This is a genomic window from Actinoallomurus oryzae, assembly GCF_039541955.1.
GTDB classification, from domain to species: Bacteria; Actinomycetota; Actinomycetes; order Streptosporangiales; family Streptosporangiaceae; genus Actinoallomurus; species Actinoallomurus oryzae.
On record NZ_BAABHF010000015.1, the window covers coordinates 135152 to 161942 of the forward strand.

Annotated in this window: 19 protein-coding genes and 2 pseudogenes; 14 read left to right on the forward strand and 7 right to left on the reverse strand. The window is 72.3% G+C overall.

The annotated features are described in order from the left end of the window. The first annotated feature begins 169 nt into the window (after positions 1-169). The 11 genes from ABEA10_RS09680 (at position 170) to ABEA10_RS09730 (ending at position 16397) form a co-directional block, all read left to right on the forward strand. On the forward strand, positions 170-3178 hold the full coding sequence (locus ABEA10_RS09680; protein ID WP_345460408.1) for an alpha-mannosidase: 3009 nt from the start codon (positions 170-172) through the stop codon (positions 3176-3178). Further along, positions 3171-6224: an alpha-mannosidase gene (locus tag ABEA10_RS09685; RefSeq protein ID WP_345460411.1), complete on the forward strand. Its 3054-nt coding sequence runs from the start codon at positions 3171-3173 to the stop codon at positions 6222-6224. Before ABEA10_RS09680 ends, ABEA10_RS09685 begins: the two co-directional genes overlap by 8 nt. Positions 6225-6390: 166 nt before the next feature. Beyond that, positions 6391-7365, forward strand: a complete 975-nt coding sequence (locus ABEA10_RS09690; protein ID WP_345460414.1) for an acetylxylan esterase — start codon at positions 6391-6393, stop codon at positions 7363-7365. Positions 7366-7429: 64 nt separating this feature from the next. Beyond that, a complete protein-coding gene (locus ABEA10_RS09695; protein ID WP_345460417.1) occupies positions 7430-8506 on the forward strand; it encodes a glycoside hydrolase family 130 protein in 1077 nt (358 codons plus the stop codon). Continuing rightward, positions 8503-9468 carry a carbohydrate ABC transporter permease gene (locus ABEA10_RS09700; protein ID WP_345460420.1) on the forward strand — a complete coding sequence of 322 codons (966 nt, stop codon included), beginning with the start codon at positions 8503-8505 and terminating at the stop codon, positions 9466-9468. The genes ABEA10_RS09695 and ABEA10_RS09700 overlap by 4 nt, the downstream gene beginning before the upstream one ends. Then, positions 9465-10343: a carbohydrate ABC transporter permease gene (locus tag ABEA10_RS09705; protein ID WP_345460423.1), complete on the forward strand. Its 879-nt coding sequence runs from the start codon at positions 9465-9467 to the stop codon at positions 10341-10343. The genes ABEA10_RS09700 and ABEA10_RS09705 overlap by 4 nt, the downstream gene beginning before the upstream one ends. A gap of 64 nt (positions 10344-10407) precedes the next feature. Beyond that, positions 10408-11703, forward strand: coding sequence for an ABC transporter substrate-binding protein (locus ABEA10_RS09710; protein WP_345460426.1), 1296 nt, complete (start codon positions 10408-10410; stop codon positions 11701-11703). Positions 11704-11773: 70 nt separating this feature from the next. Continuing rightward, on the forward strand, positions 11774-12985 hold the full coding sequence (locus ABEA10_RS09715; protein WP_345460429.1) for a DUF4185 domain-containing protein: 1212 nt from the start codon (positions 11774-11776) through the stop codon (positions 12983-12985). A gap of 198 nt (positions 12986-13183) precedes the next feature. After that, on the forward strand, positions 13184-14323 hold the full coding sequence (locus ABEA10_RS09720; RefSeq protein ID WP_345460432.1) for an ABC transporter substrate-binding protein: 1140 nt from the start codon (positions 13184-13186) through the stop codon (positions 14321-14323). 83 nt (positions 14324-14406) lie between these two features. Next, positions 14407-15186: an enoyl-CoA hydratase/isomerase family protein gene (locus ABEA10_RS09725; protein ID WP_345460435.1), complete on the forward strand. Its 780-nt coding sequence runs from the start codon at positions 14407-14409 to the stop codon at positions 15184-15186. A gap of 5 nt (positions 15187-15191) precedes the next feature. Then, a complete protein-coding gene (locus ABEA10_RS09730) occupies positions 15192-16397 on the forward strand; it encodes a fumarylacetoacetate hydrolase family protein (protein ID WP_345460438.1) in 1206 nt (401 codons plus the stop codon). 45 nt (positions 16398-16442) lie between these two features. Here ABEA10_RS09730 and ABEA10_RS09735 read toward each other — a convergent pair whose 3' ends face one another. Further along, a complete protein-coding gene (locus ABEA10_RS09735; RefSeq protein ID WP_345460441.1) occupies positions 16443-17498 on the reverse strand; it encodes a LacI family DNA-binding transcriptional regulator in 1056 nt (351 codons plus the stop codon). A gap of 304 nt (positions 17499-17802) precedes the next feature. On the opposite strand from ABEA10_RS09735, the gene ABEA10_RS09740 reads away from it, so the two are divergent. After that, a complete protein-coding gene (locus tag ABEA10_RS09740) occupies positions 17803-19026 on the forward strand; it encodes a CaiB/BaiF CoA transferase family protein (RefSeq protein WP_345460444.1) in 1224 nt (407 codons plus the stop codon). A 65-nt stretch (positions 19027-19091) separates the two neighbouring features. Then, complete coding sequence (locus ABEA10_RS09745; protein ID WP_345460447.1) at positions 19092-20666, forward strand: aldehyde dehydrogenase (NADP(+)); 1575 nt, start codon at positions 19092-19094, stop codon at positions 20664-20666. 63 nt (positions 20667-20729) lie between these two features. Here ABEA10_RS09745 and ABEA10_RS09750 read toward each other — a convergent pair whose 3' ends face one another. From ABEA10_RS09750 to ABEA10_RS09760, 5 genes and pseudogenes are all read right to left on the reverse strand, one after another. Continuing rightward, positions 20730-20999, reverse strand: coding sequence for an AbfB domain-containing protein (locus tag ABEA10_RS09750; protein WP_345460450.1), 270 nt, complete (start codon positions 20997-20999; stop codon positions 20730-20732). Then, positions 20968-21201: pseudogene (locus ABEA10_RS51050) on the reverse strand (AbfB domain-containing protein); the annotation flags it as partial. The gene ABEA10_RS09750 and the pseudogene ABEA10_RS51050, both read right to left, overlap by 32 nt. Beyond that, positions 21195-21470 (reverse strand): annotated as a pseudogene (locus ABEA10_RS51055) (hypothetical protein); the annotation flags it as partial. The pseudogenes ABEA10_RS51050 and ABEA10_RS51055, both read right to left, overlap by 7 nt. Positions 21471-21753: 283 nt before the next feature. After that, the gene (locus ABEA10_RS09755) at positions 21754-23490 is read right to left on the reverse strand and encodes an ABC transporter ATP-binding protein (RefSeq protein ID WP_345460453.1); all 1737 of its coding nucleotides are present in this window, start codon (positions 23488-23490) and stop codon (positions 21754-21756) included. An 87-nt stretch (positions 23491-23577) separates the two neighbouring features. Continuing rightward, positions 23578-25278: an ABC transporter ATP-binding protein gene (locus tag ABEA10_RS09760; protein ID WP_345460456.1), complete on the reverse strand. Its 1701-nt coding sequence runs from the start codon at positions 25276-25278 to the stop codon at positions 23578-23580. A gap of 240 nt (positions 25279-25518) precedes the next feature. Here ABEA10_RS09760 and ABEA10_RS09765 point away from each other — a divergent pair, with 240 nt between their 5' ends. After that, positions 25519-26085 carry a hemerythrin domain-containing protein gene (locus ABEA10_RS09765; RefSeq protein ID WP_345460459.1) on the forward strand — a complete coding sequence of 189 codons (567 nt, stop codon included), beginning with the start codon at positions 25519-25521 and terminating at the stop codon, positions 26083-26085. A 121-nt stretch (positions 26086-26206) separates the two neighbouring features. Here the strand turns inward: ABEA10_RS09765 and ABEA10_RS09770 are convergent, their stop codons facing one another. Then, on the reverse strand, positions 26207-26632 hold the full coding sequence (locus ABEA10_RS09770) for a ChaB family protein (protein ID WP_329236685.1): 426 nt from the start codon (positions 26630-26632) through the stop codon (positions 26207-26209). Positions 26633-26791: the final 159 nt, after the last annotated feature.

The following is a 26791-nucleotide window of genomic DNA, read 5'->3' on the forward strand; positions in this document are numbered from 1 at the left end:
AATGTCAACGTTGACATTACTGGCTTGGCTGTGCCACGTTCGACCTGCCGGACCGGCTGCGGCTCTGCCGTAACGCCGCTCGATCCCACGTCGTCGTGCTTCGCCGAGAGGCCCGCCGCACCGTGCCGTCCGGCTCGTCGACCGTGGTGTAGCGAAGGGAAGTGCGAGCGTGCACGACAGCAGCATGCGTACTCAGGAGCGGGTCGAGCGGGCGCTGCGCGAGCGGATCCGGCCGGCCGTCCTGTGCGCCGGCGTGCCGCTGGAGGTCACCGTCAACCATCTGCCCGGTGAGCCGGTCCCGGCCCGGGAGGCGATCGCCGGGGAGTTCCGCCCGGCCCGTGCCGGCGAGCGGTGGGGCCCACCCTGGGGCACCAGCTGGTTCCACGTGACCGGGCGGGTGCCCGCCGAGTGGGCCGGCGGCCACGTGGTGCTGCGCGCCGACCTCGGGTTCTCCGGAGGTCCGGGCTTCCAGGCCGAAGGGCTCATCTACCGTCCGGACGGCGTCCCGGTGAAGGGCATCGAGCCGGACAACACCGAACTGCTCATCGCCGAGCGGGCCGCCGGGGGCGAGGTCGTCGACTACTACCTGGAGGCGGCGGCGAACCCGCCCGTGATCGAGCAGGCGTTCCGGCCCACCGACCTCGGTGACGTGCGCACGGCGCCGCGCGAGCCGCTCTACGTCCTGACCGCGCTGGAGCTGGCCCGTACCGACGAGACCGTACGGGCGCTCGGCCACGACGTCGAGGTGCTGCTCGGGCTGGCGCGGGCCCTGCCGGAGAACTCCGGGCGCGGCCGGGAGATCCTGCGGGTGCTGGCCCACATGCTCGACGAACTCGACACCGGCGAGGTCGCCGACGGCGCGGCGCGGGCCCGCGAGACGCTCAAGCCGCTGCTCGCGGCCCCGGCCGACCACGGTGCGCACCGGATCTCGGCGGTCGGCCACGCGCACATCGACTCCGCCTGGCTGTGGCCGATCCGGGAGACCGTCCGCAAGTGCGCCCGGACGTTCGCCAACGTGACGGCCCTCGCCGAGCGGTACCCCGAGCTGCGTTTCGCCTGCTCACAGGCGCAGCAGTACGCGTGGATCCGGGACGCCCACCCCGAGCTGTTCGCCCGGATCCGCGCGGCGGTGGCGGCCGGCACGTTCGTGCCCGTCGGTGGCATGTGGGTGGAGTCGGACACCAACATGCCCGGCGGTGAGGCGCTCGCCCGCCAGTTCACGCAGGGACAGCGGTTCTTCCGGGAAGAGTTCGGGGTCACGTGCCGCGAGGTGTGGCTGCCGGACTCGTTCGGCTTCACCGCCGCGCTGCCGCAGATCGCCGCGCTCGCCGGAACGCAGTGGTTCCTGACCCAGAAGCTGGCCTACAACGAGGTCAACCGCTTTCCGCACAACACCTTCTGGTGGGAGGGGATCGACGGCACCCGGATCTTCGCGCACTACCCGCCGGTGGAGAACTACAACGCCGAGCTGACCCCGGCCGACCTGGCCTTCGCGGCCGACCGGTTCACCGAGTCCGGCGCCGCCGAGCGTTCCCTGGTGGCGTTCGGGCACGGCGACGGCGGGGGCGGCCCCACCGCCGAGATGATGGAGCGCGCGCTGCGCCAGGCCGACCTGGCCGGCTCGCCCAGGGTGGAGGTGCGGACCCCGGCCGAGTTCTTCACCGCCGCGCACGCCGAGTACCCCGACGCGCCCGTCTGGGTGGGGGAGCTGTACCTGGAGTCGCACCGGGGCACCTACACGTCACAGGCGCTGATGAAGCAGGGCAACCGGCGCTCGGAGCACCTGCTGCGCGAGGTCGAGCTGTGGGCGGCGACGGCGGCCCGCCGGGGGCTGGCCGCGTACCCGTACGAGGAGCTGGAGCGGCTCTGGCGCACGGTGCTGCTCCATCAGTTCCACGACATCCTCCCCGGCTCGTCGATCGCCTGGGTGCACCGCGAGGCCCGCGAGACGTACGGGCGCGTGATCGGGGAGCTGGAGTCCCTGCGCGACGCGGCCCAGCGCGCGCTCGCCGGGACCGGCGACCGGGAGCTCGCCTTCAACGCGACGCCGCACGCCTGGGCCGGAGTCCCGGCGCTCGGCGCCGCCGAGGCCGGCGACGACGGCGCGCCGGTCGCGGTGACACGGGAGCCGGACCGGATCGTGCTCGACAACGGCCTGGTGCGGGTGAGCGTCGACGGGCGCGGGCTGGTCACGTCCGTGCTCGACCTGACCGCCGGACGGGAGATCGTGCCCGCGGGTACGGCGGTGAACCTGCTCCAGCTCCACCCCGACCGGCCCAACAGCTTCGACGCCTGGAACGTCGACGAGTTCTACCGCAACCGCGTCGAGGACCTGACCGGCGTGGAGTCGCTGGACGTCGAGGGCGCGGTGGTACGGGTACGCCGGTCGTTCGGTTCATCGTCGGCGGTGCAGACGATCGCGCTCGCGCCCGGCAGCCGTACGGTCGAGTTCGGCGTGGAGGTGGACTGGCACGAGCGGGAGCGGTTCCTCAAGGTCGCCGTCCCGGTCGACGTGCACACCGACCGCGCCACGGCGGAGATCCAGTACGGCCACCTGACCCGGCCCACGCACGCCAACACCACCTGGGACGCGGCCCGCTTCGAGGTGTGCGCCCACCGGTTCGTCCACGTGGGAGAGCCGGGGTACGGCGCCGCGGTGGTCAACGACTCCGTCTACGGTCACGACATCACGCGCACCGCCCACCCCGGCGGCGGGACGTACTCGACGGTCCGCCTGTCCCTGCTGCGCGCCCCCCGCTACCCGGACCCGGACACCGACCAGGGCGTTCACCGCTTCGGGTACGGGCTGGTGTGCGGCGCCGATCTCGGCGCGGCGGTCCGGGCCGGCTACCGGATGAACCTGCCCCGGCGGACCCTGCGCGGCGCGGGGCCGATCGAGCCCGAGGTCGTGGTCGACGATCCGGCGGTCGTGGCCGAGGCGGTGAAGCTGGCCGACGACCGGTCCGGCGACCTGATCGTCCGGCTGTACGAGTCGCTCGGCGCGCGGGCGCGGGCCACCGTGTCCGTGCGGACGCCCGGAGCGGCGGTCGAGACCGACCTGCTGGAGGATCCGCGCCCGGGCGGCCGGTCGTTCGCGGCGGGCGACCCGGTCGTGCTGGAGCTCCGGCCGTTCGAGATCGTGACGCTGCGGTTCGCCGCGGGAGGCGACGATGAGTGAGGACCTCGTCCGGGGACGGCTGCACCGGGTGCTGGAGCGGCGGCTCCGGCCGGCCCGGTACGGCGAGCGCGTGCCGCTGACGGTGACCGCCTGGCACGCGCCCGGCGAGCCGGTCGACGTCGCGACCGCGCTGGGCGCCGGCTACGAGCCGTTCGGCGCGGGCGAGCGATGGGGCCCGCCGTGGGGGACGACCTGGCTGCGCTGCACGGCGACGCTGCCCGCCGCGTGGGCCGGCCGGCGCGCCGAGGCGGTCGTGGACCTGGGGTTCACCGGCGTCGGCCCCGGGTTCACCGCCGAGGGCCTGGTGTACTCCCCGGACGGCACGCCGCTCAAGGGCGTCCACCCGCTCAACCGGTACGTCCCGATCGACCCGGGCGGGGCCGGTGGCGTCGGCGTGGCCGCCGCGCCGCTGACGGCCGGCACACGGGTGGACTTCCTCGTCGAGGCGGCGGCGAACCCGACGATCCACCAGCCGTACCCGTGGGCGCCGACCGACCTGGGTGACGTGCGCACGGCCGGGCGCGAGCCGCTGTACCGCTTCGGCGGCGCGGAGGTCGCCGTGGTCGACGAGGAGGTCCGCGCGCTGGTCGCCGACGTCGAGGTGCTCGACGGCCTGCTGGACGTGCTGGGCCCGACCGAGCCGCGCCGGTACGCGGTGGTGCGGGCGCTGACCGCGATGATGGACCGCCTGGACCGGTCCGAGCTGACCGGCGCCTGGTCGGCGCGCACCGCCCGGGGAATGCTCGCCGAGGTCCTGCGCAGCCCGGCGGCGCCGACCGAGCACCGGGTGACCGCGGTCGGGCACGCGCACATCGACTCGGCCTGGCTGTGGCCGATCCGGGAGACGGTGCGCAAGGTCGCCCGTACCGTCGCGAACGTCACCGCGCTGCGCGCCTCGCACCCGGAGCTCGTCTTCGCCTTCTCCCAGGCACAGCAGCACGCCTGGCTGAAGGAACACCACCCGGCGCTGTTCGAGCGGCTGCGGGCGGCGGTGGCCGACGGCGCGGTCCTGCCGGTGGGCGGCATGTGGGTCGAGTCGGACGCCAACCTGCCCGGCGGTGAGGCGATGGTGCGCCAGCTGGTGCACGGCAAGCGCTTCTTCCTCGCCGAGTACGGCGTCGAGTCCGACGAGATCTGGCTGCCCGACTCGTTCGGGTACTCGGCGGCGCTGCCGCAGATCTTCCGGCTCGCCGGGGCGACCCGTTTCCTGTCCCAGAAGTTGTCGTGGAACCAGACCAACCGGTTCCCGCACACCACGTTCTGGTGGGAGGGCCTCGACGGCAGCCGGGTCCTGGCCCACTTCCCGCCCGTGGACACCTACAACAGCGACCTGTCGGCGACGGACCTCGCCGGAGCGCGGGAGCGCTGCGCCGACGACGGGCGCACCAGCCGGTCGCTGGTCCCGTTCGGCTGGGGCGACGGCGGAGGCGGCCCGACCCGGGAGATGCTGGAGCACGCCGAGCGGCTGGAGGACCTGGAAGGACTGCCGCGCGTGCGGATCGGCACGCCGGCCGGCTTCTTCGCCGCGGCGGAGGCCGAGGCGGACGACGCGCCGGTCTGGGCCGGCGAGCTGTACCTGGAGGTGCATCGCGGCACCTATACGACTCAGGCGGCCGTCAAGCGGGGCAACCGGCGCTGCGAGCACCTGCTGCGCGAGGCGGAGCTCTGGTGCGCCACCGCGGCGGTCCGTGGCCTGGCCGGCTATCCCTACGACGAGCTGGACGCCCTGTGGAAAGAGGTGCTGCTGTACCAGTTCCACGACATCCTCCCCGGCTCGTCGATCGCGTGGGTCTACCGCGAGGCGACGCAGCGCTACGCGGTGCTGGAGAGGCGGATCGAGGAGCTGGCGCGCACGGCCATGGCCGCGCTGGCCGGTGAGGGGCGGCGCGGGCTGGTGTTCAACGCCGCGCCGCACGCCCGCGACGGCGTGCCGGCGATGGGCGCGGCGGCGGCCGTGGAGGCGGCGGTCCCCCACGCGCGGCGCGCCGACGACGGCCGGATCGTGCTGAACAACGACCTGGTCCGCGTGGAGATCGACCCGCGCGGCACCGTCGTCTCCGTGTACGACCTGGTCGCGGGCCGGGAGCTGGTGCCGGCCGGTGCGGCGGCCGGCCTGCTGCGCCTGCACGCCGACCACCCGGTGGGCGCGGACGCGTGGGACGTCGACGAGCACTACCGCGCCGCCGCGCTCGACCTGCGCGACGCCGACAGCGTCGATCTCGCGCCGGACGCCGACGGCGTCCCGGCGGTCACCGTGGTCCGCACCCACGACGGCTGCCGCTTCACGCAGCGCGTACGGCTGCCGGCCGGCGCGCCCCGGGTCGAGTTCGAGACCACGGTCGACTGGCACGTGCCGCAACGGCTGTGCAAGGCCGTGTTCCCGCTGGACGTCCGCGCGGACGACGTCGCCGCGGAGATCCAGTTCGGTCACGTGCGCAGACCCCTGCACCGCAACACGTCCTGGGAGACGGCGAAGTTCGAGGTGTACGCGCACCGGTTCGTGCACGTCGGCGAGCCGAGCTACGGCGTGGCGCTGGTCAACGACGCGACGTACGGCTACGACGCGACCCGGCACGTTCGCCCGGACGGCGGCACGACGACGGTGCTGGCCCTGTCGCTGGCGCGCACGCAGCAGTTCCCCGATCCCCACGCCGACCAGGGGACGCACGTCTTCCGGTACGCCCTGGTGTGCGGTGCCGACGTCTCCGCCGCGGTACGCGAGGGATACCGGATCAACCTGCCGCCCCGGACGGTCGTCGGCGGCGATGACGTCGCGCCGCTGGTGACGGCGGACGGCCCGGCGGTGGTGGAGGCGGTGAAGCTGGCCGACGACCGCTCGGGCGACCTCGTCGTCCGGCTGTACGAACCGCTGGGCGACCGCGCCCGGGTGCTGCTGTCGACCACCGAGAGGGTGCGTGACGCACGCCTGGTGGACCTGCTCGAACGGGACGCCGGCCCGGCGGAGTCCGACGGCGACGGGGTGCGGATCACCCTGCGCCCGTTCGAGATCGTCACGGTCCGCCTGCGCTTGGAAAGCGGTCCCTGACCCCGGTCGCGGAACCTCGGTCTCGAACCAAAATGTCAACGTTGACATTGGCGGTCGTCGTATGCGAGCGTGTAACACGCGGGACACATCAGTGACACATGGGATTCACGGGACGCATGCGACACCGCCCCTGTCATCTGGATCAGTCCCAGAGAGGGGAGTCTCCGTGCAGTTCGACCTGCCACTTCAGGAGTTGTACGAATTCCGTTCCGCCGCCGTGGCGCCCGACGACTTCGACGCGTTCTGGTCCGAGACGCTCGCCGAGGCCGCGGCGCATCCGCTCGACGCGCGGTTCGAGCCGATGTCCACCCGGTTGTCCACCATCGACGTCTACGACGTCTCGTTCGGCGGGTACGCGGGACAGCGCATCGCCGCCTGGCTGATGGTGCCGCGAAACGGCGTCCGGCCGCTGCCCGCCGTCGTGGAGTACCTGGGCTACACCGGCGGGCGCGGGCACCCGAGCGAGTCGCTGATGTGGAGCGCGGCCGGCTACGCCCACCTGCTGGTCGACTGCCGGGGCCAGGTCGGCGCCGACACTCCCGACCTCGGCTGCATCGGCGCGCCGCAGTCCAGCGGCCTGGTGACCCGGGGCATCGAGGACCCACGCGACTACTACTACCGGCGGGTCTTCACCGACTCGGTGCGCGCCGTCGACGCGGTGCGGCGGTTCGACGGCGTCGACCCGGACCGCGTCATCGTGGCCGGCGGCAGCCAGGGCGGCGGGATCGCGCTCGCGGTGGCCGGGCTGCGCTCGGACGTCATCGGGATGATCAGCGACGCGCCGTTCCTGTGCGACATCATGCGGTGCTCCACCATCACCGACGACGCGCCCTACTCGGAGCTGCGCGAATACCTGCGGGTGCAGCGCGGCAAGCTGGAGCGGGCCGAGCGGACCATCTCCTACCACGACGGGGTGCACTTCGCGAGCCGTGCCACGGCGCCGGGCTTCTTCTCCGTGGGCCTGATGGACACCGTCTGCCCGCCGTCGAGCGTGTTCGCGGCGCACAACGCCTACGGCGGGTCCAAGCGCATGCAGGTCTGGCCGTACAACGGACATGAGAACGGCATGGGCTACCTGCGCGAACTGCACCTGGAGTTCGCGGCCTCGCTGGCCAAGCCGGAGGCGGTGGTGGGGGGATGAGCGAGCAGAGCGAGCGAATCGAGAACGCGCGCCTGAGGATCACGCCTCCGACGGAGGAGGATTCATGAGCTTCCCGTACCGCTTCGAGCGGCTGGGCGTCGTGATGAGCCCGGACCCGGACGACCCGGACGAGGTCGAGGGCACCCTCAACCCCGGCGGGGCGGTCAGCCCGGACGGCGAGGTCGTGCTGTTCCCCCGGATCGTGGCCGAGGGCAACGTGTCGCGGATCGCCCGCGCGACGGTGACCTTCGCGGACGGCGTCCCGGCCGGCGTACGCCGGGAGGGGCTGGTCCTCAAGCCGGACCGCGGCTGGGAGCGGGCGGACGACCACGCCGGCGTCGAGGACCCGAGAGTGTCCCGGATCGACGCGCTGGACCGCTGGCTCATGACCTACGTGGCGTACGGCCCGCTCGGGCCGCGCACCGCGATGGCGATCTCGTCCGACCTGACCGCCTGGCGCCGGCTCGGCCCGCTGGTCTACGTGTACGACGACGCCGCGGACGTCGAGTTGAACCTGGTCTACAACAAGGACGTGGTCATCCTGCCGGAGCCGGTCCCCGGCCCGGACGGGCGGCCCGCGCTCGCCGTGCTGCACCGGCCGATGTGGGGCGAGGCGCTCGACGGCGACCGGCTCGGCCGGTACACCCCGGCGGGCCACGACGGCGAGGGCCTGTCGATCTGGCTGTCCTACATCGACCTCGAGGCGGCGCGCGCCGACCCGCGCATGCTGACGGTGCTGTCCGGCCATCGGGAGATCATGAAGCCCGAACAGCCGTGGGAACGGACGAAGATCGGCGCGGGACCGCCGCCGATCCGCGTACGGGACGGCTGGTTGCTCGTCTACCACGGCGTCGGCCCGGCCGACGGTGACGGCGACGGTCAGGTCTACCAGGCCGGCGCGGCACTGCTCGACGCCGAGGACCCCGGGTACGTCCTCGCGCGCAGCAAGGAGCCGCTGCTGTCGCCGGAGTCGGAGCACGAGCGGGTCGGCACCGTGGACGACGTCGTCTTCCCGACGACGCTGGTGCCGCACGAGACCGGGCTGCTGTGCTTCTACGGCATGGCCGACGCCCGGATCGGGGCGGCGCGCATGGTGCGGTCGGCCGGTCACGTCGGGCCGGCCGGGGGCGAGCGGCCATGACGGCGACCGAGATCGCCCCGACCGCGCGGGTGGACCGGAGTGACCGCGCGCGGGCCCGCCGGCGGCGCGGGTCGATACGCGAGTTCCTCACCGGCCACCTGTTCATCCTGCCCGCCATCCTCGGGCTGGGCCTGCTGGTGGTCTATCCGCTGGTCACCTCGGCCTACCACGCGTTCACCGACTGGAACGGGCTGACCCCGGCCACGTGGACCGGCTGGAAGAACTTCCGGTACCTGCTGGGCCACGACCCGACGTTCTGGCCGTCGGTACGCGCGACGGCGCTGTTCGTCGTCATGAGCGTGCCGGCCTCACTGGTGGCCGGGCTGGCGCTGGCGGTGCTGGTCAACCGGGCCCTGCGCGGCGTACGGATCTTCCGGACCATCTTCTACCTGCCGGTGGTGCTGCCCTCGGTCGCGGTGGTGGCGCTGTGGAAGTACGTCTACGACCCGCAGTACGGCCTGGCCAACCAGCTGCTCAAGACGCTGCATCTGCCGACGAGCATGTGGGTGGGCAGCACCCGCATGGCGATGCCGGCCGTGGTGATCGTCGGGCTGTGGGGCATCGGCAGCACCATGATGATCTTCCTGGCCGGGCTTCAGGCCGTGCCGAAGGAGCTGTACGAGGCGGCGCAGGTCGACGGCGCGGGGCCGATCCGCAGCTTCTTCCGCATCACCCTGCCGATGATCACACCGATCCTGCTCCTCCAGGTCGTCCTGCAGATGAACATGGCGTTCCAGACCTTCAACCAGATCGCCATCCTCACCAAGGGCGGGCCCGGAACGACCACGGACGTGCTGATGTACAAGGTCTACTTCGACGGGTTCTACAACTACCTGAACACGCCCCAGCTGGGGTACGCGACCGCCGAGGTCTGGGTGCTGTTCCTGATCGTCATGGCGGTCACCGTGGTCACCCTGCGGTTCTCCTCGATCTGGGTCTACGCCGGGGAGGACGACCGATGACGACGCGAACCGGACCGGGGAGCCTGGCGATGCGGGTGCCGCTGCGCGCCTCGCGGATCTCCTGGTACCTGCTGTGCGCGGTGCTCAGCGTCTCGATGCTGCTGCCGCTGGTGTGGATGCTCGCGATCGCCCTGAAGAGCGGGCCGGACGTCAACCGGATACCGCCGCAGTTCCTTCCGCATGAGTTCCAGTGGTCCAATTTCGTCGAGGGCCCCAAGGTCGTCCACTTCTACCGGCTGCTGCTCAACACGGTCGTGATCACGGTGTTGTCGACGGCCGGTTCGGTGCTCAGCTCGATGATCGTGGCCTACGGGCTCGCCCGCATCAAGTTCCGCGGCCGCAAGTTCTGGTTCTACGCCTTCACGGCGAGCATCTTCATGCCGCAGATCGTCGGGCTGATCCCGCTGCAGCGGCTGTGGATCGACCTCGGCCTGATCGACACCTGGGTCCCCCTGATCCTGCCGTCGTTCCTCGCCGCTCCGATCTTCGTCTTTCTCGCCCGCCAGTACTTCCTGTCCATTCCCTTCTCGCTGGACGAGGCGGCCAAAATCGACGGCGCCGGCCATTTTCGGATCTTCTGGTCGATCATGGTTCCGCTGACCCGGCCCGTGTGGATCACGATAGCGATCCTGTCCTTCCAGCTGTCCTGGAACGACTACCTCAATCCGCTGGTGTACATCCAGAGTCCCAGCCGTTTCACCCTGTCCCTGGGAATGGCCGGCTTCGTCAGTGACAGCGCCGGTCAGGCGACGTCTCAGTACAACCTCTTCATGGCCACCAATCTGCTGTACATGCTGCCTCCCCTGCTGCTCTTCTTCTTCGCGCAGCGGCACTTCATGCAGGGCATCGGCGCCCTCGGCATGAATTCCAAGTAAGCACCCTCACCACCCCCTTTCACCTTTCGCACGGACCCGCGTCGGGCGGGCCCGGGAGGTTCTCATGAGAATGCACAGGTTCGGCGTCGCCGCGATCGCCACGGCCCTCCTCGCCGTGGCCGGATGCGGCTCCGGCGGCGGCTCGCACGGAGCCAGGACCGTGACGTGGATGTCCTGGGAGACGATCCAGACGAACAACGCGATGGACGCCGCGTTCGGCGCGTTCACCAAGTCGACCGGCATCGCCCTCAAGCGCCAGGAGGCGCCGAACGCCGACTACGCGCAGAAGCTCGCCTCGCTGATCATGTCGAAGAAGATCCCCGACTTCTTCTGGTGCAGCAACACCGAGGAACAGACGCTCGCCGCGCAGGGCCTGCTCTATGACTGGACGGCGTACGCCAAGAAGAATCAGGGCATCGACCTGAGCAAGTTCTCGCCGGGCTCGCTGGACTCCTGGTACGCGAAGGGCAAGCTGTACGGCATCCCGACGCTCGCCAACACCTACGGCGTCTTCTACAACAAGAAGCTGTTCGACAAGGCGCACGTCAAGGTGCCGGCGGCCGGCTGGACGTACGACGAGATGTTCGCCGACGCCGCGAAGCTGACCGGCCGTAACGGCGCCAAGCAGGGCCTGGTCACCCAGTGGCCGCTGCTGACCAACCCGTTCGGCCTGGCGCAGTACTCGGTCTCGGCCGGCGGGCAGCCGCTGGCGACGACCGCCACCAACGTCAAGCAGGTCACCGCCGATCCGAAGATGGTGGAGGCCGCCAAGCGCTACGCCACGGCCATCAAGGCCGGGCAGATCACCACCCCCGACTACGCCTACAACGCCGACCCGGCGATCCCGGCGTTCGCCAACGGCTCGGTGCCGATGCTGTTCGGGGGCCAGTGGGTGGCCCAGACGATGGTCGACGACAAGCCCTCGTTCGAGTGGGGCTACGTCCCGATGCCGCGGGTCGACAAGAACGTGCAGTTCACCGAGAGCAACGGCGTGTGCTCCCCGGCCACTCTCGGCGACCCCGACCAGGTGTGGAAGGCCATCTCGTACCTGGAGACGAACGTCTTCAACGAGACGATGCGCAAGATCCCGGTGGCGCCGATCGCGTACCAGCCCGGCTCGACCGGCTACTTCCAGGCGCTCGAGGGGCAGGGCGCCGGGCCGAAGAGCATGGCCGCGACGATCCGGTACGAGTTCGCCGCCCCCGTCAAGGTGCAGTCCGCGTTCCTCGACGGCTGGGCCACCAAGGCCCTCAACATCCTGAAGGCCGACTGGAACCCCGCGATCGCCGGCAAGACCGACCCGGCGGCCGGCGTGGCCAAGACGATGAAAGAGATCAACACCCTGGCGAGCGGCTCGTGACCCGTCGCCTCCTCCATCCGTGCCGGCCACTCCGGTCGGACGAGGCTTCCTCGGCAAGGGAGACCCACAGATGAGAATCCGCCCCATGCTCGCGGTGGTCGGCACCGCCGTCGCGCTGACCACCGTGGCGGCGACACCGGCGACGGCCGGCACCGCCGCCCCGCCGGTGCGCACGCTCGGCGTGACCACCACCGCGCAACTGCCACCGCTGCGGCAGAACGCGCACGTCATCGGCCGCGACAACGGCCAGAGCGCCGGTTACGCCGGGCGGTCCGTGTGGATCTTCGACGACACCATGCTGCGCAATCCCGACGACTTCCTGGCGAACACCGGCGCGGTCACCAGCGACCTCGACGCCGCCGACGGCATCGACCTGGAGTCGAACAACCCGTTCACCGAGGATTCGTCGACCGCGCCGAAGCAACTGCTGCCGCTCACCGACGCCGAGCGCAGGTTCCAGGACGCCCACGCCGCGCCCTGCGCGACCGGGGACGAGTACTGCGGCACTCTGTTCGCGGACTGGCCCGGCCCGGTCGTCGCGGACCCCGCCCGGCACCGGATCATCTTCTCCTACGGCAAGCTGTGCCGCGGAGCGCCGGACGGCACGCCGTGCGCGTCCGGGTTCGTCGGAACCGCGCTCGGCACCGGCTTCGCCGAGCTGGACATGCGCACCCACAAGGTCAGCCGGATCACCGTCGAGCATCCCGACCCGGCGGTCATCGGGGCACAGCCGGAGGGGAGCGACCCGACGCTGATGTTCGCGCCGGGCAAGGAGTTCGCGTCCGGCTCGATGGTGCTCAAGGACGGCATGATCTACACGTACGGCCGGTGCGACACCACCGCGAACTCCTGCGCGCTGGCCCGGGTGCCCGCGGCGCGGATCCAGGACCGGCTCGCCTGGCGCTACTACACCGGCACGGCCGGCGACGGCACCCCGGTGTGGTCGACCGACCCGGACAAGGCGGTGCCCGTCGGCGCCGGCAACGGAGCGGCCGGCTCCACCATCCAGTACGTCCCGGCGCTGCACGGTTACCTGAACACCTTCATGGGCTTCTACGACAACGTGGGCCGCTACCAGACCGCGCCGGAGCCCTGGGGGCCGTGGACCACGCCCAAGGCGATGTTCACCGGCCTGCCGACCGACCAGCTGTGGGACTACGCGATGTTCGCGCACCCCGAGTACTCCCGCCGGGGCGGCCTGACCCAGTACTTCACCTACTACCGTCCGCAGGACACCAGTCAGCAGCTGGTCCGGGTCGACTTCGACCTGGCGAAGAACTGACGAGAAGAACCACCGCGTACCGGTCGTGGGCTCCGTTCCACGGCCGGTACCGCCGTTCCGGGGACGTCGTCCGCGGCACCTCGTGCCTGGATCCACCCGCGCTCCGAGCCTGGTGCCGCCGGAAGAGCGTCTGTTAAGTTAGCGCTAACGGCAGCGCTAACTCCTGCGAACGTTCCGGCCGGACTGCGAGGGTGTTCCATGACGGACTACCGAGGACTCACCTGGGACCATCCGCGCGGCACGGTGGCCCTGAACACCGCGGCCGGGCGCTTCTCGCGGGAGGCGCACGGGGACACGCTCGCCTGGGACGGCCAGCCGCTCGAAGGCTTCGAGTCGCACCCCATCGGCGACCTCTGCGCGCGCTACGACCTGGTGGTCCTGGACCACCCGCACCTCGGCGACGCGCTGGCCGCCGATGCGCTGCGACCGCTCGACGACCTGTTCCCCGGGGACGTGCTCGACGAGTGGCGGGCGTCCGCGGTCGGCGCGAGCGCCGCCTCGTACACGGCGCGCGGTCGGTTGTGGGCGGCCCCGCTGGACGCCGCCACCCAGGTGTCGGCGTGTCACCGGGAGAGCGTGCCCGAACCGCCGCGTACGTGGGACGAGGCCCTGCGGACCGCCCGCCGCGTGCCGTTCGCACTGTCCCTCGCGGGTCCGCACGCGCTGCTGACCTTCTTCTCGCTGTGCCAGGGGCTGGGGGAGGCGGCGAGGACCACGGGGGACGGGCCGCTCGTGTCCCGGGCCACGGGAGTGGCGGCGCTGGAGATGATGCGGGACGCCTTCGCCCACTGCGATCCCGCGACGGCCCGGCTCAACCCGATCGCGCTGCTGGAACTGCTCGCCCGCGGCTCGCTGGCCTACTGCCCGTTCGTCTACGGGTACGTGAACTACGCGGCGGCGCCGGGCAATCCCGTACGGTTCGCCGACGTGCCGCGCCTGACGCCCGGCGGGCCGCTCGGTTCGACGCTCGGTGGTACGGGCCTCGCCGTCTCGCGCCGGGCCGAGGTGTCGGACGCGCTGAAACGGCACATCGCCTGGCTGATGTCCGCCGATGCCCAGCGGCGGTTCCTGCCCCGGCACGAAGGGCAGCCCGCTCGCCGGGAGGCCTGGACGGACCCGGAGGTGGACGGGTCCGGCGGCGGCTTCTACTCCGGCACCCTCGCCACCACCGAGGCCGCGTGGGTGCGCCCGCGTCATCCCGGCTACACCGAGTTCCAGACATCGGCCTCCGCGCTGATCCGCGAGAGCCTGGAGGCGGGGCGCGCCGCCGCCGCGGCGTACGACGAACTGGAGAAGGCGCACCGGGCCGCCGTCCGCTCGACGGCGGACGTGCTCTGAGCGGCCGTCGTGGGCGGCGGCTTGAACGACGGCGCTCGGTACGCCTTGCTTGAGGACATGAACACCGGATCAGAAGGAGCCCTATGGAGAGCACCGTCCCGGAGATCGGCTGGTCGCTGAGCGACCACGTCGCCGTGATCACCCTCGATCGCCCCGCCAAGCTGAACGCCGTCACGGCAGAGATGTCCGCCGAACTGATGCGCCTGGCGGACTGGTGCAACGGGTCCGACGACGTCCGCGCCGTCATCATCACCGGGAGCGGGGACCGCGCGTTCTGCGTCGGCTCGGACATCGCCGAGCTCGACGCCTACGCCACCCCCTGGGACTTCCGCAACCGCGCCGACTACTGCGACTCGTTGCGCCGCCTGCGCAAGCCGCTGATCGCCGCCGTGAACGGCTGGGCCCTGGGCGGAGGCCTGGAGACCGCTCTCACCTGTGACATCAGGATCGCCGCCGAGTCCGCGCGGTTCGGCGCGCCGGAGATCAAGCTCGGCTGGGTCGGCGGAGGCGGGATGTCCGCCCTGCTGCGGGCCAGCATCGGTGAGAGCAACGCGGCCCTGATGCTGATGACCGGCGACCCGATCACGGCCTCGCAGGCGGAGCGGTGGCACCTGGTGAGCGAGGTCACCCGGCCGGAGGACCTCATGGACCGCGCGCACGCCATCGCCGAGGTCGTCGCCTCGCGGGCCCCCATCGCCGCCGAGACGGCCAAGGCCAACCTGCGGGCGGCGGCGACCATGCCCCTGGACCAGGCGATGACCTACGAACGCGACCTGCAGACCGTGTGCTTCGCCACCGAGGACGCCGCGGAGGGCCGGGCGGCCTTCCGCGAGCGGCGTCCGGCCGTCTTCCAGCGAAAGTAGATCCCATGGAAACCCACATCGACCCGGGCGCCGGTCTGTCGGGACTGCGTGCCGCGAACACCCTGCCGCAGGACGGTACGGCCGGTGCCCTTCTCGCGCGGATCTGGAACCCGGCGGCGGGCGGCCCCTCGCCGGCGGCCGTCCGCGCCGACGGCGTGTACGACGTCTCGGACGCCTTTCCCACCGTGGCCGGCCTGTGCGAGGAGGACGATCCCGCCGCCGCGCTGCGGGCCGCGGCCGGCATCCGTGTCGGCAGTGTCGACGACCTGCTGGCGGCGACCGTCGACCGGCCCGCGGACCCCGGCGCCGCGCGCTTCCTCGCGCCGGTCGACCTCCAGCCCGTCAAGGCCGCGGGCGTCACCTTCGCCGCCTCCATGATGGAGCGGCTGATCGAGGAGCGGGCCCAGGGCGACCCTGGTGCCGCCGCGGCGATCCGCGCGGACCTGGAGGAGGCGCTGGGCGGCGACCTGCGCTCGCTGCGCCCCGGTTCGCCCGAGGCCGCCGAGGTCAAGCGGCGGCTGGTGGCGCGCGGAGCGTGGAGTCAGTACCTGGAGGTCGGCATCGGGCCCGACGCCGAGATCTTCACGAAGGCGCTGCCGCTGTCCGCCGTGGGTCACGGCAGCCGGGCGGGCGTGCTGCGCGAGTCGGAGTGGAACAACCCCGAACCGGAGGTCGGCCTGGTCGTCTCGTCGCGCGGCGCCATCGTCGGCGCCACGCTCGCGAACGACATCAACCTCCGCGACTACGAGGGCCGGTCCGCGCTGCTGCTGCCCAAGGCGAAGGACAACAACGCCTCCTGCGTGCTCGGCCCCTTCGTCCGCCTCTTCGACGGCGCCTTCGGGCTGGACGACATCCGGTCGACGACCGTCCGGCTGGAGGTCGCCGGCGCCGACGGGTTCACGATGGGCGGCGAGTCGCCGCACGGCCAGATCAGCCGGGACCCGGCCGACCTGGTGGGCCAGCTCATGGGCGACCACCACCAGTACCCGGACGGCGCCGTCCTGCTGCTGGGCACGATGTTCGCGCCGGTCAACGACCGGGGGCGGCCCGGCTGGGGCTTCACCCACCACCAGGGCGACGTCGTACGGATCTCCACGCCCGAGCTCGGCACGCTCACCCACGAGGTCCAGCACGCGCAGGACTGCGCTCCCTGGGACTTCGGGGTGCGCGCCCTGATGACCAACCTCGCCCGGCGCGGCCTGCTGCGCTGACCGGCGAACTCTCCGGCCGCCGTCGTGCGGCCGGAGAGACACCGGTCAGGCGCTGGCCCGGCGGCGGATCTGGAACCCCATGTCGACGTGGGGTTTCGCCGGTCTCTCCCCGCGCATCCGGCGGAGCAGCATGCGGGCGGCCTCCTGGCCGATCGTGGTGTTGGGCAGTGCCACGGTCGTCAGGCCGGGCCGGATCAGCCGCGACAGCTCGAAGTCGCCGAAGCCGGAGATCGCGATCTCGCCGGGCACCGCGATCCCGCGCTCGGCCGCGGCCAGCAGGGCCCCGTTGGCGAAGACGTCGGTCGAGAAGACCAGGACGTCGCTGTCGGGATGGGCCTGCCGGGCGGCGTCCAGGAGGCGTCCGCCCGCCTCCAGCGTCAGCGGAAACTCCGAGGCGTCGAACACACGCGGCTCGGCGCCGGGCCAGTGGTCCGCCACGGCCCGCAGGTAGCCGTCGAGCCGGCGCCGCGAGCGGTGGTCGCCCTTGTGCAGGCGGCCGACGAAGCAGAGCCGCCGGTATCCGGCCTCGTGCAGGGAGGACACCATCGCGTACATGGCCTCCTCGTTGGAGAAGCCCACAAGAGTGTCCAGCGGGGTGTCGGTCCAGTCCCACGTCTCGACCACGGGGACGCCGGACGTCGTCAGCATCCGCACCACCGCCGGGCTGTGGAGGGTGCCGGTCATGAAGAACCCGTCCGGCCGCCGGCCGAGCAGCGAGCGGATGAGCTCCTCCTCCCGCTTGTCGTCGTAGTCGGTGTACCCGAGCAGCAGTTGGTACCCCTCGGGCGCCAGGACGGAGGACAGGCCGGTCAGCGTCTCGGAGAAGATGGACGCGGACAGCGAGGGGATCACCGTCGCCACGATCTTGCTGCGGTTCGAGGCGAGGTTGCGAGCGGACAGGTTCGGCACGTACCCGGCCTCGCGGATGGCGGTCTCGACCCTTTCCCGGGTGTGCGGGCTCACCTCGTCCGGAACGCGCAGCACCCGCGAGACCGTCTGCGCGGACACCCCGGCGATCTCCGCGACGTCCTGGAGTGTCACGGAGCGGGTGGCGGAGCGGCGGCGCGAGACCGACGTCACCGCTCCGTCCTGGCTGCTCATGATGTCGCTCTCCTCGTGTGCCGCCCACGCGTTCGACGGCGCTGCCGGCAGGGTCCTACGGCGTCAGCCCAACTTTACGCATGCGCCCGGCCCGCGGCCCGCCGGTGCCCGACTCCGCCGGAGCGCGTGGACCGTGCGCCGCGGACCGGCGCGAGACCGCCGAGTGACCCTCTGTGGCGCCGACGACGGATGTCCATGACGTTTCCCGGCACATCTTCTGTTAGCGCTACCGATAGCGCTAACATTCCTCCATCGGAACGCTTGACCCTTTCGTCCGGACTGTCCCTAGGTGAAGAGGCGGCTCATGAAGGTTCTCGAAGGAATTCGCGTCCTCGACCTGTCCATCGCTATGTCGGGGCCGTTCGCCGCGATGAAGCTGGCGGACCTGGGGGCGGACGTGATCAAGGTCGAGCCGCCGGGTGGCGAGTGGCAGCGGCACGCTCCGGCCGGAGGTGCGCGCGGCAACGAGGTCAACGCCTCCTTCCTGTCGCTCAACCGCAACAAGCGCAGCCTGTCGATCGACCTGAAGTCCGAGGCGGGCGGCCGGCTGCTGCGCGACCTCGTGTCGACGGCGGACGTGTTCCTGCAGAACTACCGCCCGGGCGTCGCCCAGCGGCTCGGCGTGGACTACGAGACCCTTCGCGCGGTCAAGCCGGACCTGGTCTACGTCTCCGTGTCCGGGTACGGGGAGACCGGCCCGTACGCCCGGCGCCCCGGTCAGGACGTCCTTCTCCAGGCGATGAGCGGGGCTCTGTTCAGCGCAGGCAGGCCGGGCGAACCGCCGGCGCCGGCCCCGTACTTCCTGGTGGACGCCTTCGCCGCCTACTCCGCCTTCGAGGGCGCCCTCGCCGCGCTCTTCCACCGCCAGCGGACGGGGGAGGGGCAACTGGTGCAGGTCAACATGCTGGACGCGATCATCGCCGCGCAGATGCAGGAGATCAGCGTCCGCACGGTGGGCCGGGTGCCGCAGACCCGCGCTGAGGCGATCCACGCGCACAGCTACATCCGCGCCCCCTACGGCGTCTTCCCCACCCGGGACGGCTACCTGGCGATCTCGTTCGCCGAACCAGCCGTGCTGGCCGAATTGATGGAGGACCCTCGCCTGGCCGCGTACGAGGCGGAGCGCGACGGCTTCAGCGAGCGGGAGAAGATCTCCGCGCTGGTGGAGGAGAACCTGCGCAAGCGGACCACCGCCGAGTGGATCGAGAAACTCGGCACCGCGGGCGTGTGGTGCGGGCCGGTCTACGACTACGACGACCTGCTGACCGATCCGCAGGTGCTCCACAACGGGTCGTTCGTCACCTACGACCATCCGACCGAGGGCACCGTGACCACCCCCGGCTTCCCCTTCAGGCTCTCCGGGAGTCCTCAGACCGTGGACCGGCCCGCCCCGGTCAACGGCGAGCACAGCCACGAGGTACTCCGCGAACTGGGTCTCGGCGAAGACCGCATCGACCGGCTGGAGCAGGAGGGGGTCATCGTCCGCGCCCGGCCGGCCGCTCGCGCCGCGGTCGACCGCCGCGGATGAAACCCGCGCCCGGGGCACACGGTCAGGTACCGGGTGCCCCTCCGTCCCCCTGGAGGAACACAGTCATGCCCCTGAAGGGAACCATGTTCATCGGCGCCGAGCGGCGTCCGGGATCCGGTCCGGCGATCACGTCGTACGATCCCCGGACCGACACGGCCCTGGAGCCCGCGTACGGCACGGGTACCGGCGAGGACGTCGCGGACGCCTGCGGGCGCGCGGCGTCGGCCGCCGTCGCGTACCGCTCCACGTCGCCCGGCGAACGGGCGGCGTTCCTGGAGCGGATCGCCGAGCGCATCGAGGAGCTGGGCGAGGAACTCATCGACCGGGCGGTCGCCGAGAGCGGCCTGCCGCGCGGCCGGATCAGCGGCGAGCGCGACCGCACCACCGCCCAGCTGCGCCTCTTCGCCGCCGAGGTACGGGCGGGGGAGTGGGCGGACACGCGCATCGACCCGGCGCTGCCCGACCGCCGGCCCGCCCCGCGGCCCGATCTGCGGCAGCGGCATCTGGCGGTCGGCCCGGTGGCGGTCTTCGGGGCGAGCAACTTCCCGCTGGCCTTCTCGGTGGCGGGCGGCGACACCGCCTCGGTACTGGCCGCGGGCTGTCCCGTGGTGGTGAAGGGGCACGGCGCCCACCTCGGCACCTCCGAGCTCGTCGGCTCCGCCGTCGCGGCCGCGGTCCGCGACCGCGGGTTGCCCGAGGGCGTCTTCTCCCTGCTCTTCGCGGCGGGCAACGAGGTCGGCCAGGCACTGGTCGCCGACCCCCGCATCCGCGCCGTGGCCTTCACCGGCTCGCAGGCGGGAGGTCTGGCCCTGCTGCGGACGGCCGCCGTCCGTGCGGTGCCGATCCCGGTGTACGCCGAGATGAGCAGCGTGAACCCGGTCTTCCTCCTGCCGGGCGCGCTGCGGGAGCGCGCCGCCGGGCTGGCCGAGGGGTTCGTCGGCTCCCTGACCCTGGGAGCCGGCCAGTTCTGCACCAACCCCGGCCTGATCGTCGCCGTCGACGGCCTGGAGCTGACGGAGTTCCTGGCCGCGGCGACGCGCGCCCTCGCCGCGACGGCCGGGCAGACCATGCTCACCGCGGACATCCACACCGCCTACGAACGGTCCACCGCCGGCCTCCTCGCGACCGACGGCGTACGGGAACTCGGCTCGGGCCTGCCGGGAGCGGGGGCGAACACGGGAGTCGCCCGGCTGTTCTCGGTGGCGGCCGGCGTCTTCCTGGACCGGCCGGAGCTCCAGGACGAGGCCTTCGGCGCGGCGTCCACCGTGGTCGTCTGCCGTGACACCGAGCAGCTGCGCGAGGTGGCCGCGGCGCTGCGCGGCCAGCTGACCGCGACGGTCCACCACGGTGAGGGAGACCAGGAGGTCGCGGCGACGCTGCTGCCGGTGCTGGAGGACCGGGCCGGGCGCATCCTGTTCGACGGCTGGCCCACCGGCGTGGAGGTCACGCACGCGATGGTGCACGGCGGACCGTACCCCGCGACCTCCGACGGGCGCACCACCTCCGTCGGCACGCTCGCGATCCGACGGTTCCTGCGTCCCGTGTGCTACCAGAACGTGCCGGCCGGACTGCTTCCTCCCGAGGTGTCCGACGAGAACGTCTACGGCCTGCCGCGCCGGGTCGACGGCGCCCGGCGGTAACGCGGCCGCTGGGGGGGCGTGCCGGCCGGGCGGTTCCGGAGCGACCGCCCGGCCGGCACGGGCTCACGGCGCCCAGGGGGAGCCGACGGCCCAGCTCACGTCGTCCGCCCACGAGGTGGCGGAGTCGAAGGCGTTGTCGCCGCCGTCGCCGGCGATGTAGAGCGTGTTGTCGTAGTGCCGGACGAACCGGGTCGGATAGTTGTACGAGGCGAAGGACGTGCCCTGGCCGCTCTTGCCGGCCTGGGGGGCAGAACGTCGCGTCGGCGCGGAACAGCGCGGTGCCGTCCATCGGCTGCCGGTAGACGTGGAAGTTCTGGTGCCGCAGGAAGTCACCCGGATAGTTCCTGGACTCGAACGAGACGCAGGAGGGGTCGGCGAGGCCGCGGCGCACGATCCACGTGCCGTCGGATTTGTCGAGCGCCGGCCCGCGCCGTTCACGTGCGTGCCGGAGGTGACCATGTACGTGCCCTCCGCCTGCCCGCCGGTCGCGACGCCGGAGGTGACCGCACGCGTGGTGCTGCGCGCGGCGACGCACGGCGTACCGGCGGCGCCGTAGATGTCGCAGGGGAGCGTGGCGGCGTACGAAGCGCCCGGCATGGTGGTCAGGGCGCCGACGACGAGGACGAGGGTCGCGCCGGCGGAAATCAGTGCTCTTCGCGCACGGTGAATCAGGGGTCGAATAATCATCATGGGACTCTCGGGCAGATCGAGGGCTGAGAGTAATGCGTAGAATGGCGCAGGTTGAATGGCGGGGCGCCGAATTTCGGCGTACTCGGGCCTTTGGGACTGCATTGAGCATGGCATTATCGACGCGCGGGGGTGATCCGGCCCGAGTGGTCTGTATTCGTGCCGACTGACGTGCGTGTTCGTCGCCCGCCTGCGTTGCCGGGCGAGGTTCGGCTACGGCGGTCGGCTTGGCATTTTCGCGGGCTCCGATCCGAGTTTGTTGTTCGATATTTCGAACGGTGTTCGGAGGTGGTCGCCTGGACGTTAAAATGCCCGTTGTGGGCCGTCAACGGCCTTTCGCTATTTCTGGAAATGGCCGTCTTGCGTCCTGGCGGACACCCGCTAGCAGGATTCGCCCGCGCTACCGGCGTTGCCGCGACCAGGCGGACCAGAGGGCCGCGTAGGGGCCCGCCGTGGCGAGCAGCTCCGCGTGCGTGCCGGTCTCGGCGATCCGGCCGGCGTCCAGCACGACGACGCGGTCCGCCGCGGCGGCCTGGGTGAGGCGGTGCGCGACGACCAGCGCGGTCCGTCCCTCCAGCGCCGCCTCGGCCGAGGCCTCGAGGACCCGGGCGCCCGCGCTGCCCGCCTCCGCGGTCGCCTCGTCGAGGATGACCACCCGGGGATCGGCGAGCACGAGCCGGGCGAACGCCAGCTGCTGCGCCTCCGCGACGGTCAGGGCGTGCCCGCCGTCACCGACCCGGGTCGCCAGTTTCTCCGGGAGCCCTTCGGCCCAGCCGAGCGCGCCGACGCGGTCGAGCGCCGCGCGCAGCTCCGCGTCGGTCGCGTCCGGCGCGGCCAGCCGCAGGTCGTCGGCCAGCGTGCCCGCGAACACGTGGACCTCCTGGGTCACCAGCACGACGTGCGCCCCGGGAACCGGAGGGCCGCCGCCGACCCGTACCGTGCCCGCGCCGGGCCGGTGCACGCCGGCGATCAGCTTGGCCAGCGTCGTCTTGCCGGCGCCGCTCGCGCCGACCAGCGCGACCCGCTCGCCGGCCGCCACGTCGAGCGTGACGTCGTGCAGCACGGGACGGCCCGGAACGTACGCGTGGCCCAGCGCCCGCGCCCTGACCGACGCGTCCGCCGGCGCGGCGGTCGCGTCCGCCTCGGCAGGCACCGGGAGGTCGGCGACGCCCACCAGCCGCCGCAGCCCGGCCGCCGCCGCCTGGGCGTCGTCGACCAGCGCCAGCGCCATGTTGATCGGCCCGAACAGCCCGTGGAAGTACAGCGCGGCGGCCGTCGCGCCGCCCACCGTCGCCGATCCCTGGCGTACCAGCACGAACCCCACGGCCAGCACCGCGCACAGGCCGGCGTACTCCCCGACATGGAGCCTGCCGTAGAACCGGGTCTGCAGCGCGACGCCGCGCAACGACAGGTCGACCGCCGCCCGCGAGCGCCGTTCGACCCGGTCGAGGTGGCGGTCGGTCAGCCGCAGGGCCCGTATCGTCGCCGCCCCGTCGACCGTGCCGAGCAGCGCGTGCTGCTGCGCCCCGGCCGCCGCCCGCTGCTCGGCGTACAGCGGCCCGGCCCGCCGCGAGTACCAGCGCGCCGTGTGCAACTGCACCGGCACGGCGACCAGCGCGGCCGGCAGGAACCGCCAGTCGAGCACGGCCATCCCGGCCAGCGTCGAGACGATGGTGAGCAGCGAGCCGATCAGCGCCGGTATCGCCCGTCGTACGGCCTCGGCGATGACGGTGACATCGCCGGTGACCCGCGAGGTGAGGTCGCCCGACCCGGCGCGCTCGACCTGTTCCAGGGGCAGCCGCAGCGCGCGGGCCAGGAAGCGTTCCCGCAGCTCGGCGAGCGCGTTCTCGCCGGCCCGCGCGAGCTCGGCGAGCCCGGCGGCCGACAGCGCGCCCTGGGCGAGGGCCGCCGCGACCAGCAGGACCGCGGGCCAGGTGATCGAGCCCGCGCCCCGGTGCCCGGCGACGAGGTCGACGATGCCGCCCACCAGCGGGGGTACGAACAGCCCGGCGACCGTTCCGGCGAGGAGAATCGCCAGCGCCAGGACGACCGCCCGGACGCGTGGCCGGAGGAGCGCGCCCGCCGAGCGGAGGGTCCGCCGCCCGCTCGCGACCGGCAGCGGCTCTCGCTGGTTCACGGGCCCTCCTTCGTCGGGGGAGTGACCGGGCATGCGTGTTGTTCGGTTCGCTCGCTGCGCTCGCTCACGGGCCCTCGCCGTGTTCGCTCATGACAGGACCGCCGTGCGGTAGCGGGAGTGTTCCGTCACGAGTGCGGTGTGCGCTCCCTGGGCGGCGATCACTCCGCCGTCGAGGAGGACCACCCGGTCGGTGACGGCCAGGAGGGCCGGGCTCGTGGTGACCAGGATCGTGGTCCGGTCGCGGCGGAACGCGCGGAGGCCCTCGGCGATGCGGGACTCGGTGACCGTGTCGACGGCGGTGGTCGGGTCGTGCAGGACGAGCACCGGGGGATCGGCGGCGAGCGCGCGGGCGAGGGCCAGCCGCTGGCGCTGCCCGCCGGACAGCGAGCGGCCGCGCTCGTCGAGGACCGTGTCCAGCCCGGCCGGCAGGGCCGCCACCACCTCGTCGGCGCCGGCCGCCACCAGAGCCGCGTCCAGGCCCGTGTCGGCGGCCAGGTTGTCGCGGACGGTACCGTCGAACAGCCGCGCGTCGTGCCCGGCGACGAGGATCGCGGCCCGCAGCTCGCCCGGGTGCAGGTCGGTGAGTGCCACGCCGTCCAGTTCGACCGAACCCTCCTCGGGGTCGGCCGCACGTCCGAGGTGGGCGAGCAGCGCCGTCGCGGCGGCCGGGTCGGTGGCCACGACGCCGACGAACTCGCCGGGAGTGACGTCCAGGTCGACACCGCGCAGGCCCGTGCCGTACAGGCCGCGCAGGGCGATCTTCCCGGCGGCGGGTTCGGGCACCGCGAGCGGCCCCGGCGTCACGGCCGGCGGGCTCGACAGCACCGCAGCGACGCGCCGGGCCGACGCGCGGCCCTGCGCGAAGACGCCGTTCACCCACGCCAAGGTGGTCAGCGGGGTCAGCAGGTACTGGGCGAGCCCGGCCGTCGAGACCAGCGCGCCGATGGTGATGTGCCCGCCCGCCGCCAGCCGTCCGCCGGCGAGGGCGATGACGGCGAGGAACACGCCGTTGAGCGCGATCGTCAGGCCGTGGTAGGACGCCTCGGCCCGCGCCGACCGTACGGTGGCCCGCAACGACTCCCGGCTGGTGCGCCGGTAACGGTCGAGCGCGTGCCGCTCGGCGCCGAGGCCCTTGAGCACCCGGAGCCCCGAGACGAGATCGGCGGCCACCCCCGACGCCCGCGCGGCGTGCTCCTGCTCGGTCTCGCTGCGGTGTTCGAGCGGCCTGCCGAGCACGTGCGACAGCCAGAGCAGCGGAGGCGCGCCGACCAGAACCAGCAGGCCGAGCGGCAGTGAGATCATCAACAGCAGCACCGCGGTCAGCGCGAGCCCGCCGCCGGCGGCGACCGCGGCGGGCACCATCGCGGCGACCGCGCCGACGCGCGCCGCGTCCCCGGCGGCGATGCTCACCAGGACGCCCGGCAGCCGTCCGGCCTCGGCCCCGCCCCGGTGGTCGAGCACCCGCCGGGTCAGCGCGAGCCGCAACTCGTGCGCGGCCTGCTGCGACGCGCGCTGGGCGGCCCGGTCGCCGAACCGGTGGCTGAAGCTGAGCGTCAGGTACACCGCGCCGAGAACGCCGAGCCACAGCGCCAGACCGCCGGGCCCGCCGTCGACCGCCTGGTCGATCACCACGCCGATCAGGAACGGCACGAGCGCCTCGCCCGCCTGGTGGCCCGTGATCATCGCCGAGCCGAGCAGAACCTGCCGGCGCTGTCCGCCGATGGCACGCGCCAGTACGGAGCGCCCGGTGGGGATCGTGACCTCCCTCCGGATCCGCGGACGCCTCATCCGCGTCCGCCGATGTCACGGCCGTCGATCGCGACCCACATGGGCGCCTTCCTCCGGAGACTGTCGGCAAATAATTTAGGTAAGCCTTGCCTTTATTAGGCTCACCTAAATTACCTTCCGGCCCGCCTCGTGCGAAAGGCGGCCACCCCCGAGCCGGTTCGGAAACGGGGGCACGCGTAGCGTGAAATCGAGGGCGCAAGGTAGGGGGAGCCTCATCGAGCGGGGGATGTCATGGGGAACGTGTTCGAGGTACTGCGCAAGGATCATGAAGAGGTCAAGCGGGCCCTGGCCGAGATCGAGCGCGGCCCGACCGCCGCGTCCGGTGCCGACGCCGACCAGCTGACGCTGCGGGAGAAGCTGGTCGAGGAGCTGACCATCGAGGAGTCCAAGCACGAGGCGGTCGAGGAGGAGTACTTCTGGCCGGCCGTACGGGAACACCTCGACGACGGCGACGCTCTGGCCGACCACGCGATCGAGCAGGAACAGGCGGCCAAGTTCATCCTCAACGACCTGATCGGCATGAAGACCGACGACCCCAAGTTCGAGGAGCTGGTGGGGCGGTTCATCGCCGACGGGCGCGAGCACATCGCCTACGAGGAGGACAACGTCTGGCCGCAGATGGAGAAGACGCTCAGCGCCGAGGAGGCGGAGGAGCTCGGCCACAAGGTCGAGGAGGGCAAGAAGATCGCTCCGACCCGGCCGCACCCGCACACACCGCCGAAGCCCGGCATTCTCAAGGCCGCCGGACCGGCGGTCGCGGCGGCCGACCGGGCCCGCGACGCGGCCACCGGACGCGGACAGGACTGAAGAGCCCGCACGGACAGGGGCTGCGCGCCCCTATCCGTGCGGCTCTAGGCCGGCGCGTCACTTCCGGCGGCGGGCGGATCACCGCCGGAGGCGACGGCCTCACGCGCCGTCGGGCGGGGCGTCAGGAGCGTGCCTTGGCGGTGGCGCGGTCGTTGGCCTTCCGCAGGGCCTTGACGAGCTCGTTCTTGCTCATCTGCGAGCGGCCGGGGATGTCCATCTCCTTGGCCAGGTCGTACAGGTGCTGCTTGGAGGCGTTGGCGTCGACGCCGCCCGCCGACGGGCGTGAGGTGTCGCGGCCTCCCTTGGACTGCTCGTCCGACGGGCCCTTCGCGCCCTTGTCCTTGGGCTCCCAGTGATCGCCGACCTTCTCGTGGGTGTGCTTGAGCGCGCCGTAGGCCACCCGGTGCGCCCGCTGCCCTTCGCCGTACTCCTGGACCGCCGCGTCGTGGGCCTTGGCGAACGTGCGCTGGGCCTTGGCGTCGGAACGCTTGATCGTGTCGGGCAGCTCGCTCTGCTTGGCCTTGCCCTTCTTGGTGGTCTTCGGCATGTCTCCTCTCTCCCCTCCCGATGAAGGCGGATCCCTGTCACCGCAAGACCTACCCCGCACGCGGCGGCCACACATGGTCGCCGAGCCGGGGTGTCGCGGTGGCTGTTTGCGGTGCGGCGGCCGGGTAGGGCGGCACGACCACGACCCCGAGATGCCGAG

Bases quoted from the DNA above. Each gene is read 5' to 3' on its own strand.
- ABEA10_RS09685 (WP_345460411.1), top strand. From the start codon at position 3,171: ATGAGTGAGGACCTCGTCCGGGGACGGCTGCACCGGGTGCTGGAGCGG.
- ABEA10_RS09695 (WP_345460417.1), top strand. From the start codon at position 7,430: ATGAGCTTCCCGTACCGCTTCGAGCGGCTGGGCGTCGTGATGAGCCCG.
- ABEA10_RS09700 (WP_345460420.1), top strand. From the start codon at position 8,503: ATGACGGCGACCGAGATCGCCCCGACCGCGCGGGTGGACCGGAGTGAC.
- ABEA10_RS09705 (WP_345460423.1), top strand. From the start codon at position 9,465: ATGACGACGCGAACCGGACCGGGGAGCCTGGCGATGCGGGTGCCGCTG.
- ABEA10_RS09710 (WP_345460426.1), top strand. From the start codon at position 10,408: ATGAGAATGCACAGGTTCGGCGTCGCCGCGATCGCCACGGCCCTCCTC.
- ABEA10_RS09715 (WP_345460429.1), top strand. From the start codon at position 11,774: ATGAGAATCCGCCCCATGCTCGCGGTGGTCGGCACCGCCGTCGCGCTG.
- ABEA10_RS09720 (WP_345460432.1), top strand. From the start codon at position 13,184: ATGACGGACTACCGAGGACTCACCTGGGACCATCCGCGCGGCACGGTG.
- ABEA10_RS09725 (WP_345460435.1), top strand. From the start codon at position 14,407: ATGGAGAGCACCGTCCCGGAGATCGGCTGGTCGCTGAGCGACCACGTC.
- ABEA10_RS09730 (WP_345460438.1), top strand. From the start codon at position 15,192: ATGGAAACCCACATCGACCCGGGCGCCGGTCTGTCGGGACTGCGTGCC.
- ABEA10_RS09735 (WP_345460441.1), bottom strand. From the start codon at position 17,498: ATGAGCAGCCAGGACGGAGCGGTGACGTCGGTCTCGCGCCGCCGCTCC.
- ABEA10_RS09740 (WP_345460444.1), top strand. From the start codon at position 17,803: ATGAAGGTTCTCGAAGGAATTCGCGTCCTCGACCTGTCCATCGCTATG.
- ABEA10_RS09745 (WP_345460447.1), top strand. From the start codon at position 19,092: ATGCCCCTGAAGGGAACCATGTTCATCGGCGCCGAGCGGCGTCCGGGA.
- ABEA10_RS09760 (WP_345460456.1), bottom strand. From the start codon at position 25,278: ATGAGGCGTCCGCGGATCCGGAGGGAGGTCACGATCCCCACCGGGCGC.
- ABEA10_RS09770 (WP_329236685.1), bottom strand. From the start codon at position 26,632: ATGCCGAAGACCACCAAGAAGGGCAAGGCCAAGCAGAGCGAGCTGCCC.